We start from the raw sequence: 14,452 nt of genomic DNA, 5'->3' as shown, positions 1-14,452 counted from the left end.
GTCTAGACATCTGATGTCTCGTCCTGGCACGGTGCCTGGTGCTGCTGCGTCGTCAGTAGGGGCCCGACGGCGAGATCGAGACGTCAGAGGAGTGAGATGCCCGGGGTCATCGTCGACGTGGAGACCGTGGACCTCCGCTTCCCGACGTCACGCGCGCTCGACGGGTCGGACGCCATGAACGAGGCGCCCGACTACTCCGCGGCCTACGTCGTGCTGCACACCGACGTGGGGCTCGAGGGGCACGGCTTCACGTTCACCATCGGGCGCGGCAACGAGCTCGCGGTCGCGGCGGCGGCCGCGATCGGGCGCCGGGCGCGGGGCCACGCGATCGACGAGCTCGTCGCCGACCCCGGCGGCTTCTCCCGGTACCTCCAGGCCGACAGCCAGCTGCGCTGGCTCGGGCCCGCGAAGGGCACGATCCAGCTCGGGCTCGCGGCGGTCGTCAACGCCGCGTGGGACCTCATCGGCAAGGTCGCCGGCGCGCCGGTGTGGAAGGTCCTCGCCGACATGGGCCCCCAGCAGCTGGTCGACCTCGTCGACTGGCGCTACCTGCGTGACGTGCTGACCCCCGAGGCCGCGCTCGAGATGCTCGAGAAGCAGGTGCCCGGGCGGGCGGAGCGCGAGGCCCGGCTGCGCGAGGAGGGCTACCCGGCCTACACGACCAGCGCCGGGTGGCTGGGCTACGACGACGACAAGCTCGCCCGCCTGTGCCGCGAGGTCGTGGACGCGGGCTGGGACGCGGTCAAGCTCAAGGTCGGGCGGGACCTCGCCGACGACGTGCGCCGCTGCGCGCTCGCGCGGGAGGTCCTCGGGCCCGGGCGTCGCCTGATGATCGACGCCAACCAGACGCTCGGGGCCGCCGACGCCGTGCGCTGGGCCGAGGCGCTCGCGTCGTACGACATCTGGTGGTTCGAGGAACCCACGAGCCCCGACGACGTCCTCGCCCACGCCGCGATCGCCCGTGCCATCGCCCCCACGCGGGTCGCCACCGGCGAGCACGCGCACAACGCGGTCATGTTCAAGCAGTTCCTGGCCGCGGGGGCCATGGGCGTCTGCCAGCTCGACGCGGCCCGGCCCGGCGGTGTCGACGAGGCCGTCGCGGTCCTGCTGCTCGCCGCCGCGCACGACGTCCCGGTCTGCCCGCACGCCGGTGGCGTCGGCCTGTGCGAGCTGGTCCAGCACCTCTCGATGCTCGACTACGTCGCGATCAGCGGCTCCCGCGAGGACCGCATGATCGAGTACGTCGACCACCTGCACGAGCACTTCGTCGACCCGGTGCGGATGCGGGGGCCGTCCTACCTCCCGCCGCAGCGGCCCGGCTACAGCGCCGAGATCCTCCCGGCGTCCCGGGCCGCGTACGCGTTCCCCCACGGCTCGGTCTGGCGGGCCGCGACGTGACGCGGACCGCGGAGAGCACCCGGACCGGGAGCGTCGTCGACCGGGTGATCGGGGCGCTGGTCGCCCGCGTGGAGAACGGGGAGTTCTCGGCGGGGGAGCGCCTGCCGCCGGAGGCGGACCTGGCGGCCGAGCTCGACGTCTCCCGCCTGTCGTTGCGCGAGGCGGTGCGCACGCTCGCGGGGGCGGGCGTGCTCGAGGTGCGGCGCGGGGACGGCACGTTCGTCAGCGACCTGCGGCCCGACCGGCTGGTGCGGGCCAGCGGGACGTTCCTCGACCTCGTCGGCGAGCACGGGGTCGCCGAGCTGTTCGAGTGCCGCCGCGTGCTCGAGCCCGGCGCCACCGCCCTGGCCGCCACCCGCATCGACGAGGCGGCCCTCGAGGACCTGCAGGACCGGCTCGAGCACATGCGCGGGCTCGACGACCCCGAGCGCCTCGTCGCCGAGGACCTCGACTTCCACGCCGCGATCGCCACCGCGTCCGGCAACGCGACGCTCGCGTCGCTGACCGCCGCGGTCGCCGGGCGCACGGCCCGCGTCCGGATCTGGCGGGCGATCGTCGAGCACGACGTCCTGTCGTGGACCCACGACCAGCACGTGGCGATCCTGCGCGCCCTGCGTGCGCGGGACTCGCTCGCCGCGTGGACCGCGGCGAGCACCCACGTCGTCGAGGTCGAGGAATGGGTCCGCGCCCACCTGACGACCGCGGGAGGCCGCCCATGAGCGGACGCAGCACGGCCTGGTTCGGCGCCGAGGGCCGGTCGGGGATGATCCACCGCTCCTGGATGCGCAACCAGGGCGTCACCGACGAGGTCTTCGACGGCCGCCCCGTCATCGGGATCGCCACCACGTGGTCGGAGCTCGTCCCCTGCAACGCCCACCTGCACCGCGTGGCCGAGGCGGTCAAGCGCGGGGTGTGGCAGTCGGGCGGCTTCCCGCGGGAGTTCCCGTGCACCGGGCTCGGCGAGACGCTGCTGCGCCCCACCGCGATGCTCTACCGCAACCTGCTCGCCATGGAGGCCGAGGAGCTGATGCGGGCCAACCCGCTCGACGGGCTGGTCCTGCTCTCGGGCTGCGACAAGACGACGCCCGGGCTGCTCATGGCCGCGTCCAGCGTCGACATCCCGGCGGTCGTGGTCACCGGCGGGCCGATGCTCAGCGGCCGCTACCAGGGTCGCCAGCTGGGCTCGGGCACGCAGGTGTGGCGGTTCGAGGAGGAGCTCGCCGCCGGGACGATCACCCAGGCGGAGTGCGCCGTGGCCGAGGGCGCGATGGCCCGCTCGCCCGGGCACTGCATGACGATGGGCACCGCCTCGACGATGGCGTGCCTGGCCGAGGCGCTGGGGATGCAGCTGCCGTACTCGGCGACCTGGCCCGCCGTCGACGCCCGCCGGGACGAGACCGCGCAACGGGCGGGGCAGCGCATCGTCGACCTCGTCCGGGACGACGTCCGGCCCTCGACGATCATGGTCCGGGAGGCGTTCGAGGACGCGGTCCGGGTCAACGCCGCCATCGGAGGCTCGACCAACGCCGTCATCCACCTGGCCGCGATCGCCGGTCGCCTCGGCGTGCCGTTCACGCTCGACGACGTCGACGCCCTGGGCCGCGACGTGCCGACGCTCGTCGACCTCGAGCCCTCGGGCCGGTTCCTCATGGAGGATCTCTGCTACGCCGGGGGGCTCCCGGCCGTGATGGCCGAGATCGCCCACCTGCTCCACCTCGAGCGGCCCACGGTGGCCGGCGGCACCCTCGGCGACGCGATCGCCGACGCCGCGTGCTGGAACCGCGAGGTCATCCGCCCGTTCGACGCGCCGCTGGCGCCGGCGGACAGCGGCACGGCGGTGCTGCGCGGCAACCTCGCCCCCGACGGCGCCGTGATCAAGCAGTCGGCCGCGTCGCCGGAGCTGCGCCGGCACCGGGGCCGCGCGCTGGTCTTCGAGTCGCCCGAGGAGTACCGGGCGGTCAGCGACGAGCTCGACGCCCCGGAGTGCGACCCCTCGACCGTGCTGGTGCTGCGCAACAACGGACCGCGCGGCTACCCGGGCATGCCCGAGGTCGCCAACGTCGGGCTGCCCCGCAAGCTGCTCGAGCGCGGGGTGCGCGACATGGTGCGCGTCTCCGACGGGCGGATGTCCGGCACCGCGTACGGCACGGTCGTGCTGCACGTCGCCCCCGAGGCCGCGGTCGGCGGGCCGCTCGCGCTGGTCGAGACCGGCGACGAGATCGAGCTCGACGTCCCCGGCCGGCGGCTGGTGCTGCACGTCGACGACGAGGAGCTCGCCGCCCGGCGGGCGCGGTGGCGTCCCCCCGCGCCGCCGAGCAGCCGGGGCTGGACCCGGCTCTACACCGAGCACGTGCAGCAGGCCGACCGCGGCGCGGACCTGGACTTCCTGGTCGGCCACAGCGGCGCGGAGGTCCCGCGCGAGTCCCACTGAACCCCCACCCGACGAGGAGGTACCGGGATGGATCCCGTCTTCACCGGCGTCGGCGTCGCCCTCGTGACGCTGTTCGACGAGCACCGGGCGCTCGACGCCGACGCCACCGCCGACCTGGCCGCACGGCTGGTCGACCTCGGCTGCGACGCGATCGTCGTGGCCGGCACGACCGGCGAGGCCGACGCGCTCGACGACGACGAGCGTCTGCGGCTCTTCGCGGCGGTGCGCGCCGCGGTCGGGGACGCCGTGGTCATCGGCGGCACGGGCGCCGCGTCGACCCACCAGGCAGCCCGCGTCACCGCGCGGGCCACCGAGACCGGCGTGGACGCCGTCATCGCCCGGACGCCCCGCGGGCTGGCCGACCCGTCCGGCTACTACCGCGAGATCGCCGACGCGGCGGGCTCGACGCCGGTGCTCGCGTACCACTTCCCGGCGGTCTCCCCGCCCGGGATCCCGGTGGAGATGCTGCCCTCGCTGCCCGTCGCGGGCGTCAAGGACTCCTCCGGTGACGCGACCCGCCTGCTGGCCACCGTCGACTCGTACGCCGGGCCCGTCTGGACCGGGCAGCCGGGGCTGATGCATATGGCCGGGGCGCTCGGCTGCGCGGGCGGCATCCTCGCGCTGGCCAACGTCGCGCCCGAGCTCTGCGCGGCGGCCTTCGCCGGTGACGGCGAGGCGATGCGCAAGTTCACCCCGACCCACCTCGCCGCCGAGCGCGACTTCCCCCGCGGGGTCAAGGCGCTCGTCGCGGAGCGGTTCGGGACCTCGGACGTCGTGCGGATGGGGTGAGCCCCGGGGTCGTCCCTCACGGCGCGGCGAGTCCGCGGTCGAGCATGCTCTCGGCAGCGGCGACGATCGCCTCCTGCGGCGGGCGCGGGGTCCACCCGAGGACGCGGCGCGCCTGCTCGTTCGTCGGTCGGCGGTCGTCGGCGGCGACGAACCGGCGCCCCGAGGGTTGTCGGCGCGGACGATGACGCCGCCGCCCGCCGGTTCCTAGCGTCGAGGGCATGCCGCTCCCCGAGAACCCGCCCCGCAACCCCGACTCGCCGTTCGCCTCGATGCGCGCCCACCACACCGGCATCCGCTACCCCGACTTCGAGGACGCCCGCTCGTTCTGGGTCGACAAGATGGACTGGCGGGTCCTGCAGACCTGGCCCTACGGCGACCTGACGCTGGCCTACGTCATGCCGCCCGACCAGGACGACTTCCACCTCGAGATCCTCGCCGGCCCCGGCGCCACCGCGCAGCCCGACTTCGCCGACGTCGACGAGAGCCTGGGCGTCACCGGGCTCAACCACGTCTGCATCGAGGTCGCCAGCGTCGACGACACCCTCGCCGAGCTCCGCGCCCGCGGCGTCGACGTGGTCAACGAGCCCTTCGAGCTGGAGCAGATCAGCGCGCGGCTCGCCTTCTTCCGCGACCCGTGGGGGAACATGTTCGAGCTCTCCCAGCGGATCTGAGGTGTCGACGCGAGACCTCGCCGCCGAGGACGCCCGCAAGCGGACCGTCGCCGCGGCCTTCGACGACTGGGCCGCCGCTCGCGGCGGCCCGTTCACGCTCCTCGCCGACGACGCGCGGTGGACGATCGGGCTCCGGCCCGTTGTCGCGGACCTACGAGAGCCGCCGGGAGTTCCTCGACGTCGTCATCGACCCGTTCGACGCGCGGATGTCCGCGCCGCTCGTGCCGGTCGTGCGCGGGCTCTACGCCGACGGCGACTGGGTGATCGTCCTGTTCGACGCCGCCGCGACCGCGCGCGACGGCCGCCCCTACCGCAACACCTACACCTGGTACCTGCGCCTGGACGGCGGGGCGATCGTCGAGGCCGTCGCCTTCTTCGACACCCTCGAGTTCGCCGACCTGTGGCACCGGGTCGCGCCCGCCTGACCGGTGTCCGGTGACGGCGACGGTGCCTAGCATCGAGCAGGTGGCAGGGACCCCCACCGAGCGCCTCGCGGAGGCCCTGGCGGCCCGCGCCGACGGGATCGCCCGGGCCGTCCACCGGGACATCTCGGCGCACATCCCGACCTACGACCGGGTGCCCCGCGTCGACGTCGAGGCGTCGGTGGTCGAGATCGTCGACGACGTCGGGGCGGTGCTGCGGGCCGGCGCCGTCCCGGCGCCGGCGTCCATCACGCAGGCCGAGCAGTCGTCCCGGGCGCGGGCCAAGCAGGGCGTCCCGATCCACGAGATCATGCACGCCTTCCGGTTCTCGATGGGCGCGATCCGGGACGCGGTGGCGGCGATCGCCGGCGAGGTCGGCATCGACGCCGCCGAGACGGTGCGCCTGCTGACGCTGATGTGGTCCTACAGCGACGCCTACACCGCCGAGGTCGTCGCGGTGTACCGACAGTCCGACATCGAGAGCGCGCTCGAGCAGGCGCGCCGCACCCAGCAGTTCCTGCTCGGGCTGCTCGACGGCACGCTCGAGGGCGCCGACCTGACGCTCGCGGCGTCGTCGCTGCTGCTCGACCCGACGGCGTCGTACCGCGCCGTGCGGGCCCGGCCCCCGGGTGGCGACGCCGGCCCGCTGCTGCACGAGCTGCAGCGCCAGGGCGCCCGGCACGCCGGGGTGAGCGTGCTGGCCGCGATCGGCGCCCAGTGCGTGGGGGTGGTGCCGTTCCGCCCCGAGCCGGTGGGCGACGACGGCGTGATCGCCCTCGGCCCCGCCGTCCGGGTCGCCGAGCTGCCCGCCTCGTTCCGGTCGGCGCACGCCGTGCTGGCGGCGGCGACGACCCTCGGCCTGCACGGGGTGCACGACCTGCCGGACCTGTCCTGGCGCGCGGCCGCGGTGAACGCCGGCGAGCTCAACGGGCTGCTCCGCGAGCGCTACCTGGCGCCGCTCGTGGAGCAGGGGGAGTTCGGCGAGCTGATCCTCGAGGCCGTCGCGGTCTACCTCGCCGCGGACCGGAACGTCCCGCGCGCCGCCCGCGCCGTCCCGGTACACGTCAACACGCTGCGCTACCGCCTGCGCCGGTTCGAGGAGCTCACCGGCCGCCGCCTGGACTCGACCGAGACGATCGTCGAGGTCAGCTTCGCGCTCGGGGTCACCGCGCGGTCGGTCTGAGCCGCCCGTCCGCCACCCACCCGGACCGACGCCGGTCCGGGTGGGCGGGCCCCGGTCAGTGCCGCAGCCCAGCCTGCTTGAGCAGGGGCATGACGTTCTCGTCGAAGTACTGGAGCTCCTCGTTGTAGTCGATGAGCCCGAAGATCATGCCCTGCATGCCGGCGTCGTTGAGCTCCCCGAGCTTCTCGGTGACCTGCTCCGGGGTCCCGACGATCGGGTAGCCGCCCCAGCCGGCGATGAAGCGCTCCTGCATCTTCGTCGCGGCGTGGTCGAACGACTGGCTGGCCCCGGAGGTCGCCATCTTGATGACGTTGCCCGCCGCGCCCCAGTCGCCCTCGTCCACCACCTGCTGGAAGGCGCGCTGCGCCTCCTCCTCGGTGTCGCGGCAGACGACCAGCCCGTAGGTCATGACCTGGATGTCGCGCTGGTGGTCGTCGCGCGCCCTGGCCCGCACCCTGTCGCTGTAGGCACGGATGTTCTCGAGCGTGTCGAGGGACGCGAAGTTGATGTCGACGTTGCGGGCGGAGAACTCGATGCCCGAGGCCGAGTTGCCGGCGTTGAGCAGCGCCGGGCGCGGGGCCTGGTGCGGCTTGGGGTAGGCCTCGAGCAGCTCGCCGTCGAAGTACCGCGTGTGGACCGCGAAGGTGCCCTCCTCGCTCCACAGGCGGTCGGCGAAGTCGAGCCAGTCCTGGCCGAACGCGTAGCGCTCGTCGTGCTCGCGCTGCTCCGAGCCGAACATCTCCATCTCCGGGGCGACCCAGCCCATCACGAGGTTCAGCGCGAACCGGCCGCCCGAGATGTGGTCGATGGTGGTCGCCATCTTGGCGGCGACGATCGGGTGCACGGTCGGCAGGTGGGAGGTGGACGCGACCGCGATCCGTTCGGTGGCCTCGGCGATGCCCGCGGCCCAGGTGAAGGTCTCGAAGCAGTTGCCGTTGAAGTTGGTGGAGCCGCCGAAGCCCTTCCAGCGGGCGACCGGGACGAGGACGTCGAAGCCGATCCGGTCGGCGCGCTGGGCGATCTCCCGGGTGTGGGCCCACGTGATCTCGTAGGTGCTGGGCGCGTGGCTCATGATCAGGCCGTACGAGCAGTTCACGCCGAACAGGCCGAGCTTCATCTTCTGGTCGCCGAACAGCGGGTTGGTGAGGGCGCGGTCGACCAGGGGCCGGGTCTCGGTCACGGGCCGGGGGTCGGTGGGGGCGAGCCCCAGGCGCTCGTTGGCGGTGACGGTCACGGGATCTCCTTCGTCGGGGTGGGGTGTCGTCGGGGGAGGGGTCAGCCGAGCTGGAAGGGGTCGCGGGTGCCGCCGGTGAGCTCCACGAACACGGACTTGTTCTCCGTGTACTCGGCGATGGCGTCGACGCCGTTCTCGCGGCCGATGCCGCTGGAGCCGAAGCCGCCGAAGGGCATGTTCGGCGCGATCACCCGGTAGGCGTTGATCCAGACGGTGCCGGCGCGCAGCCGCGCGGCGACGCGGTGGGCGCGGTGCACGTCCTTGGTCCACACGGCGCCGGCGAGCCCGTAGGGGGTGTCGTTGGCGAGCTTGAGGGCCTCGTCCTCGTCGGTGAACGTGTAGGCGGCCAGGACCGGTCCGAAGACCTCCTCGCGGACCACCGTGTTCTCCGGGGTGACGCCGGTGATCACGGTCGGCCGGACGAACAGCCCGCCGCGCTCGTCGTCGGGCCCGCCGCCGGAGGCGAACGTCGCGCCCTCGTCCGCGGCACCGCGCAGGTAGCCGAGGACCTTCTCGTACTGCGGGCGGTTGGCCACCGGGCCCATCTCGGTCGCGGCCTCCGTGGGGTCGCCGAGGACGATCGCCTCGGCGCGGGCGGCGACCTTCTCGACGAGGGCGTCGTGCACGTCGGCGTGCACGATGAGCCGGGAGCCGGCCATGCAGGTCTGCCCGGTCGCGGCGAACACGCCGGCGACCAGGCCGTTCGCGGCGGCGTCGAGGTCGGCGTCGGGGAACACGATCTGGGGCGACTTGCCGCCCAGCTCGAGGGTGACGCGGTTGATGTTGGTGCCGGCGGCCTGGGCGATCTTCGCGCCGGTGGCGGTCGACCCGGTGAAGGCGATCTTGTCGACGCCGGGGTGCCCGGCGAGCGCCTCGCCGGTGGCGCGGTCCCAGCCGGTGACGACGTTGAGCACCCCGGCGGGCAGGCCGGCCTCGTGGAGGATCTCGGCGAACGCCACGGTCGAGGCGGGGGCGTGCTCGGAGGGCTTGACCACCATCGTGCAGCCCGCCGCGAGCGCCGGGGCCAGCTTGAAGGTGAGCAGCAGCAACGGCGAGTTCCACGGCGTGATGGCGCCGACGACGCCGACCGGCTCGCGCTGGGTGTAGCCGAAGTAGTTGGGGTTGACCGGGGGCACGGTGCGGCCCTCGACCTTGTCCGCCAGCCCGGCGAAGTAGTGGTACCACAGCGGCAGGCTGGTCAGCTGCCCGCGCATCTCGCGCAGCAGCTTCCCGGAATCGTTGACCTCGAGTCGGGCCAGGCGCTCGGCGTTCGCCGCGATCGCGTCGCCGCACCGCCGGATGATCGCGGCGCGCCCGAATCCCGTCATCCGCCCCCATTCGCCCTCGAAAGCGGATCGGGCCGCGGCGACCGCCTCGTCGACGTCCTCGGCGCGCCCGTCCGCGAGGCGTGCCCAGGCGGTTCCGGTGTAGGGGTTCTGTGACTCGAACGTGCCCCCGGCGCGGGCCGCGACGGATTTCCCGTCGATGAAGAGACCGAACTCCTCCGGTGTGGTCGTCATCGGCGTTCTCTCCCCGGTGTCGGTCCCGCCGGGAATCGGCGGGAGGAATGCCGACGACGCTAGGAACCGGGGAACGGTGCCGATATCCGCGGACGGCACGTCGCGATCCGCTCCGTGCACGCGTGCCGTGGCCGAGCGCACCACCGGACGCGCCGATCGTGCACGGAACGGATGGCGGGTCGCGCTCATCGGCTGTTCGCCGGCACGGGGCGCCCCTACGGTTCCCGGAGAGGGACCTCGCCGCGGCACGAGGAGGTGTCGACGCATGCCGATGCGGAGCGACGACGAGCCCGGTGCGGCTCGTGGCCGGCTGAGCGAGCACGCGGTGCTCGACACACGCCACCTCGACGAGGCGCGCGAGGCCGTCTCCCGCGTCTACCTCGCGCACGACCTCCGCGCGCCGACGGGCCGGATCGCGATGACGCTCAACGCCACGTCGGACCGGCTGTTCACCTTCGGCTACCTGACCTACGGGTCGTCGGCGACGCTGGTGATGCCGCCGACCGAGGACAACTACCACGTCAACCTGACGATCGCGGGGGAGACGAACGGCGAGCGCTCGGACGGGACTCGGCGCGCCACGGCGGCCGGACGGTCGGGCCTGATCCTGCTCCCGCACCACACGACCACGGTGCACTGGTCCGCCGAGGCCGAGCAGTGGCACCTCAAGATCCCGCGGGTGACGCTGGAGTCGCACCTCGGCGACCAGCTGGGACGGCCCGTGCACGACGTCGTCGACTTCGACTTCGGGGTGGACCTCACGACCCCGGTGGGGCGCACCCTGATGTCGTCGGTCGAGTTCCTCGCCCGCGAGCTCGACCGGCCGGGCGGCCTCGGGGACATGCCGCTGGCTCGCGAGCAGCTCGAGGCGTTCATCGTGACGCAGCTGCTGCACGCCGGCCGGCACCGCTACAGCGACGCGCTCGCCGCGCCCGCGGACCCCGTCCGCCGGGGTCGGCTGGGGCCCGTGCTCGAGTACATGGAGCAGCACGCCGACGACCCGCTCACCCCGCAGGAGCTCGCCCGGGTCGGGTGCCTGAGCGTCCGGACCCTGCACGCGACGTTCCAGCAGGAGCTCGGGGAGTCACCGATGAGCTACCTGCGCCGCCTGCGCCTCGACCACGTCCGCGCCGAGCTCCTGCGCGGGCACCCCGCCGACGTGCAGGTCACCGAGGTGGCGCTGCGCTGGGGCTTCCTGCACCAGAGCCGGTTCGCGCAGCAGTACCGGGAGCGCTTCGGGGAGCTGCCCCGCGAGACGCTCCGTCACCGCGGCTAGACCCCGCGCGGCCCGGCGAGGACGTCGTACGCGCCGCGGTGGAACAGCAGCGGGGCGAGGTCCGGGTCGGCGTCGAGGGACCGGACCCGGCCCACGACGATCGTGTGGTCGCCGCCGGGGAACTCGCCGTGGAGCGTGCAGTCGATCCACGCGACCACGCCGTCGAGGCGCGGTGAGCCCGACGGCGCGGGCGACCAGGACACCCCGGCGTACTTGTCGGCCCCGGAGCGCGCGAACGCCGTGCTCGTGTCGCGGTGGCCGTCGGCCAGGACGTTGACGCAGAACCGTCCGCTCTCGCGGATCCGGGGCCAGGTGGTCGACGTGCGGGCGGGCGAGAACGACACGAGGGGCGGGTCGAGCGAGAGCGAGCTGAACGACTGGCAGGTGAATCCCGCCGGGCCGTCCGGCGTCATCGCCGTGACCACGACGATGCCCGACGCGAAGTGGCCGAGTACGTGACGCAGGTGCGTGGGTGCGATGCGGACCGAGTCCGCCGACCATTCGTCCATGCTCCGGACCGTAGGGAGGCGCCGCGGACCGGCGATATCCGCACACGGCCGGCTCCTATCCGCCGGCGGCGACCCGCCGGGATCGGTCATCGCCGTGCGCGGAACGGATGGTGGCGACCGTCCCGGGATTCCTAGCGTCGGGGCAGGAATCGTCGCGCGAGAGGACACCGCCATGACCGACACCGCACCGGGAGAATGCACACCCGTGGCCGAGCTGCCGTCGACGACGTCGGTGCAGCGCGCGGTCGCGGCGCTCGCCGCGGGCCGGATGGTGGTCGTCACCGACGACGCCGACCGCGAGGACGAGGGCGACCTCGTCGTGGCCGCCGACGCCGTGACCCCCGCACAGCTCGGGTTCGTCGTGCGGCACACCACCGGGATCGTCTGCGCCCCGATGACGGGCGAGCGCGCCGACGCCCTCGGCCTGCCCCCGATCGTCGACGCCAACGGCGACCCGCACGGCACCGCCTTCACCGTCACCGTCGACCACGTGGCGACCGGCACCGGCGTCTCGGCGGCCGACCGGGCGCGGACCATCGCCGCCCTCGCCGACCCCGCGACCCGCGCCGACGAGCTCCGCCGTCCCGGCCACGTCTTCCCGCTCCGCGCCAGGAACGGCGGTGTCCTCGTCCGCGCCGGGCACACCGAGGCCGCGGTCGACCTGCTCCGGCTGGCCGGCCGCACCCCGGTCGGGGTCATCGGCGAGATCGTCGACGACGAGGGCGGCATGCTCCGCGGGCCGGCGCTGACCCGCTTCGCGGCCGAGCACGACCTGCCGGTCGTCGCGATCTCCGACCTCGTGCGCCACCGTCGCGCCACCGAGAGCTTCGTCGAGCACGTCGCGACCTCCGCGATGCCGACCGCGGCCGGGCTCTTCCGGGCCGTCGCCTACCGCTCCACCGTCGACGACACGGAGCACCTCGCGCTGGTGCACGGGGACGCGGCGGCCGCCGGCCGCTCGCCACGGGGAGCCCTCGTGCGCGTGCACAGCGAGTGCCTGACCGGCGACGTCCTGGGCTCCCTGCGCTGCGACTGCGGCGCGCAGTTCGAGCAGGCGCTGCGCGCGATCACCGCCGAGGGCGCCGGGGTGCTGGTCTACCTGCGGGGGCACGAGGGTCGCGGCATCGGCCTGGCGCACAAGATCCGCGCCTACGCGCTGCAGGACACCGGCCTCGACACCGTCGACGCCAACACCGTCCAGGGCCTGCCCGTCGACACCCGCACCTACGGCACCGGTGCGCAGATCCTCGCCGACCTGGGCGTCAGCCGGTTGCGGCTGATCACCAACAACCCGGCGAAGTACACCGGGCTCGCGGGCTACGGCCTCGAGATCCTCGAGCGCGTCGGCCTGCCGCCCGCCGCCGGCCCGGACAACCTGCGCTACCTCCGGACCAAGCAACAGCGCCTCGGCCACGCCATCGCCCTGGACAGCGCGACCAGCTGATCACGGCCCCGCGGGGCCGCCGGCCTCGGCGAGGTCGTCGATGAGGGCGGCGAGCGTCTGCCAGTTCGCGCGGTTCGCGGCGGCGGCGCCGTCCACGTCCCCGGCCGCGCAGAGCGCGATGATCCGCTCGTGCTGGGCGACCGAGTCCCGGCCGCTCAGCGAGGAGAACCGGAGGCGCTCCAGCCGTCGCAGCACCGGCGTGTACCGCTCGAGGACCTCGCGGAGGGCGTCGTTCGCGCTGGCCGTGACCAGGACGCCGTGGAAGTCGTCGTCGGCGGCGATGGCCGCGTCGGCGTCGTCCCGCTGCAGGGCGTCGGCGAAGCGCCGGTTGGCCGTCCGCATCGCGTCGAGCTCGGTGGCGGAGAGGTTCGGCAGGGCCTCCCGGGTCGCGAGCTCGTGCATGACGGCGGTGACCGACTGGGCGTTGCGCGCCGCGCGGACGTCGAGCGGGCTGACCATCGTGTAGCGGCCGGGCTTCGTCTGCACGAGGCCCGCCTGCTCGAGCCGGGCCAGGGCCTCGCGCACCGGCGTGCGGCTGACGCCCAGCCACTCGACGAGGTCGGCGTCGACCAGGCGCTCACCGGGCGCGAGCGTGCCGTCGACGATCGCGTCCCGGATCGCCCGGTAGGCGTCCTCCCGCAGGAGCGACCTCGCGACGAGTCCCCGACCTCCCGGTACCGGCATGCCGCACACCGCATCCCGAACGTCGGCTCCTGTCAACGCGGCGTCCTTGCTCGGTGACGTGAGGCGTGCAATATTTTGCATGTCAACGAGGTTCGACGAGGGGAAGGCACCCCATGAGCAACTCCGACACCCGTCCCACGGTGGTCCTGGTCCACGGCGCGTTCGCCGACTCCTCCAGCTGGAACGGGGTGATCCGCGAACTCGCGGCGGACGGCCACCGCGTCGTCGCCGTCGCCAACCCGCTCCGCGGCCTGCACGAGGACGCCGCGTACGTCCGCGCCGTCCTGGACGGCCTGGAGGGCCCGATCGTGCTGGCGGGCCACTCCTACGGCGGCTCGGTGATGAGCGAGGCCGCCGACGGCCACCCGGGCGTCCGGGCGCTGGTCTACGTCGCGAGCTTCATCCTGGAGCCGGGGGAGAGCACGGGGGAGCTGGCCGCGCGGTACCCCGGTGCTCAGCTCGGTGCCGCCCTCGACGCCCTGCCGGTCCCGCTCCCCGGTGGCGGCACCGCCACCGACCTCTCCATCCGGCAGGAGGAGTTCCGCAAGGTGTTCGCCGCCGACGTCGCCGAGGAGGTCGCGGACCTCATGGCGGCCACCCAGCGGCCCATCACCTCCGCGGCGCTGGAGGAGCCGGCCACGGCGGCCGCCTGGAAGGCCGTCCCGTCGTGGAATCTGGTCACGACCGACGACCTCGCCATCCCCGCCGCCTCGATGCGGTTCATGGGGGAGCGGGCGGGGGCGCACACGGTGGAGGTCACGGCCTCCCACGCCGTCACGGTGTCCCGGCCCGACGCCGTCGCGCAGCTCATCCGCGAGGCCGTCCGCGCGACCGTGCCGGCGGAGGGGTAGCCCCGTCGCCGACGGGCGGGGACGACGTCGCCGGCCCCCC

At 74.1% G+C, this 14,452-nt stretch carries 15 protein-coding genes; 10 read left to right on the top strand and 5 right to left on the bottom strand.

Annotated elements, in window-relative coordinates; genetic code table 11:
• The first annotated feature begins 96 nt into the window (after positions 1 to 96).
• The 4 genes from PH190_RS15635 to PH190_RS15620 are packed head-to-tail and all read left to right on the top strand — an operon-like array spanning position 97 to position 4,618.
• The gene (locus PH190_RS15635; RefSeq protein ID WP_274232449.1) at positions 97 to 1,398 is read left to right on the top strand and encodes an enolase C-terminal domain-like protein; all 1,302 of its coding nucleotides are present in this window, start codon (positions 97 to 99) and stop codon (positions 1,396 to 1,398) included.
• Positions 1,395 to 2,117 (top strand): FadR/GntR family transcriptional regulator, encoded by a 723-nt coding sequence (locus tag PH190_RS15630; protein ID WP_274232448.1) that lies wholly within the window; start codon positions 1,395 to 1,397, stop codon positions 2,115 to 2,117. Before PH190_RS15635 ends, PH190_RS15630 begins: the two co-directional genes overlap by 4 nt.
• Positions 2,114 to 3,829, top strand: a complete 1,716-nt coding sequence (locus PH190_RS15625) for an IlvD/Edd family dehydratase (protein ID WP_274232447.1) — start codon at positions 2,114 to 2,116, stop codon at positions 3,827 to 3,829. The genes PH190_RS15630 and PH190_RS15625 overlap by 4 nt, the downstream gene beginning before the upstream one ends.
• Before the next feature lie 27 nt (positions 3,830 to 3,856).
• Complete coding sequence (locus tag PH190_RS15620) at positions 3,857 to 4,618, top strand: dihydrodipicolinate synthase family protein (protein ID WP_274232446.1); 762 nt, start codon at positions 3,857 to 3,859, stop codon at positions 4,616 to 4,618.
• Positions 4,619 to 4,634: 16 nt separating this feature from the next.
• Here PH190_RS15620 and PH190_RS15615 read toward each other — a convergent pair whose 3' ends face one another.
• Entirely contained in the window at positions 4,635 to 4,838 is a 204-nt protein-coding gene (locus PH190_RS15615; RefSeq protein WP_274232445.1) for a hypothetical protein, read from the bottom strand.
• On the opposite strand from PH190_RS15615, the gene PH190_RS15610 reads away from it, so the two are divergent.
• From PH190_RS15610 to PH190_RS15600, 3 genes are all read left to right on the top strand, one after another.
• Entirely contained in the window at positions 4,837 to 5,289 is a 453-nt protein-coding gene (locus PH190_RS15610; protein ID WP_274232444.1) for a VOC family protein, read from the top strand. The two genes, PH190_RS15615 and PH190_RS15610, sit on opposite strands and share 2 nt — an antisense overlap.
• A gap of 140 nt (positions 5,290 to 5,429) precedes the next feature.
• Positions 5,430 to 5,714, top strand: coding sequence for a nuclear transport factor 2 family protein (locus tag PH190_RS15605; protein WP_274232443.1), 285 nt, complete (start codon positions 5,430 to 5,432; stop codon positions 5,712 to 5,714).
• Positions 5,715 to 5,754: 40 nt separating this feature from the next.
• Entirely contained in the window at positions 5,755 to 6,894 is a 1,140-nt protein-coding gene (locus PH190_RS15600; protein WP_274232442.1) for a PucR family transcriptional regulator, read from the top strand.
• A gap of 55 nt (positions 6,895 to 6,949) precedes the next feature.
• Here PH190_RS15600 and PH190_RS15595 read toward each other — a convergent pair whose 3' ends face one another.
• Both PH190_RS15595 and PH190_RS15590 read right to left on the bottom strand, forming a co-directional pair.
• Positions 6,950 to 8,128 (bottom strand): LLM class flavin-dependent oxidoreductase, encoded by a 1,179-nt coding sequence (locus PH190_RS15595; RefSeq protein WP_274232441.1) that lies wholly within the window; start codon positions 8,126 to 8,128, stop codon positions 6,950 to 6,952.
• A gap of 41 nt (positions 8,129 to 8,169) precedes the next feature.
• Positions 8,170 to 9,648 (bottom strand): aldehyde dehydrogenase, encoded by a 1,479-nt coding sequence (locus PH190_RS15590; RefSeq protein ID WP_274232440.1) that lies wholly within the window; start codon positions 9,646 to 9,648, stop codon positions 8,170 to 8,172.
• Positions 9,649 to 9,913: 265 nt separating this feature from the next.
• Here PH190_RS15590 and PH190_RS15585 point away from each other — a divergent pair, with 265 nt between their 5' ends.
• On the top strand, positions 9,914 to 10,924 hold the full coding sequence (locus PH190_RS15585; RefSeq protein WP_274232439.1) for an AraC family transcriptional regulator: 1,011 nt from the start codon (positions 9,914 to 9,916) through the stop codon (positions 10,922 to 10,924).
• Here PH190_RS15585 and PH190_RS15580 read toward each other — a convergent pair.
• Positions 10,921 to 11,433 (bottom strand): flavin reductase family protein, encoded by a 513-nt coding sequence (locus PH190_RS15580; RefSeq protein WP_274232438.1) that lies wholly within the window; start codon positions 11,431 to 11,433, stop codon positions 10,921 to 10,923. The two genes, PH190_RS15585 and PH190_RS15580, sit on opposite strands and share 4 nt — an antisense overlap.
• 172 nt (positions 11,434 to 11,605) lie before the next feature.
• On the opposite strand from PH190_RS15580, the gene PH190_RS15575 reads away from it, so the two are divergent.
• Complete coding sequence (locus PH190_RS15575) at positions 11,606 to 12,877, top strand: bifunctional 3,4-dihydroxy-2-butanone-4-phosphate synthase/GTP cyclohydrolase II (protein ID WP_274232437.1); 1,272 nt, start codon at positions 11,606 to 11,608, stop codon at positions 12,875 to 12,877.
• Here the strand turns inward: PH190_RS15575 and PH190_RS15570 are convergent, their stop codons facing one another.
• A complete protein-coding gene (locus PH190_RS15570; RefSeq protein ID WP_274232436.1) occupies positions 12,878 to 13,561 on the bottom strand; it encodes a GntR family transcriptional regulator in 684 nt (227 codons plus the stop codon).
• Positions 13,562 to 13,674: 113 nt separating this feature from the next.
• Between PH190_RS15570 and PH190_RS15565 the strand changes: the two genes are divergently transcribed.
• On the top strand, positions 13,675 to 14,412 hold the full coding sequence (locus tag PH190_RS15565) for an alpha/beta fold hydrolase (RefSeq protein ID WP_274232435.1): 738 nt from the start codon (positions 13,675 to 13,677) through the stop codon (positions 14,410 to 14,412).
• The last annotated feature ends 40 nt before the right edge of the window (positions 14,413 to 14,452 follow it).

Source organism: Actinomycetospora straminea (genome assembly GCF_028737255.1).
Classification (GTDB): domain Bacteria; phylum Actinomycetota; class Actinomycetes; order Mycobacteriales; family Pseudonocardiaceae; genus Actinomycetospora; species Actinomycetospora straminea.
The sequence above is the reverse complement of the archived record's forward strand: the minus strand, read 5'-3'. Positions and strand labels throughout refer to the sequence as shown.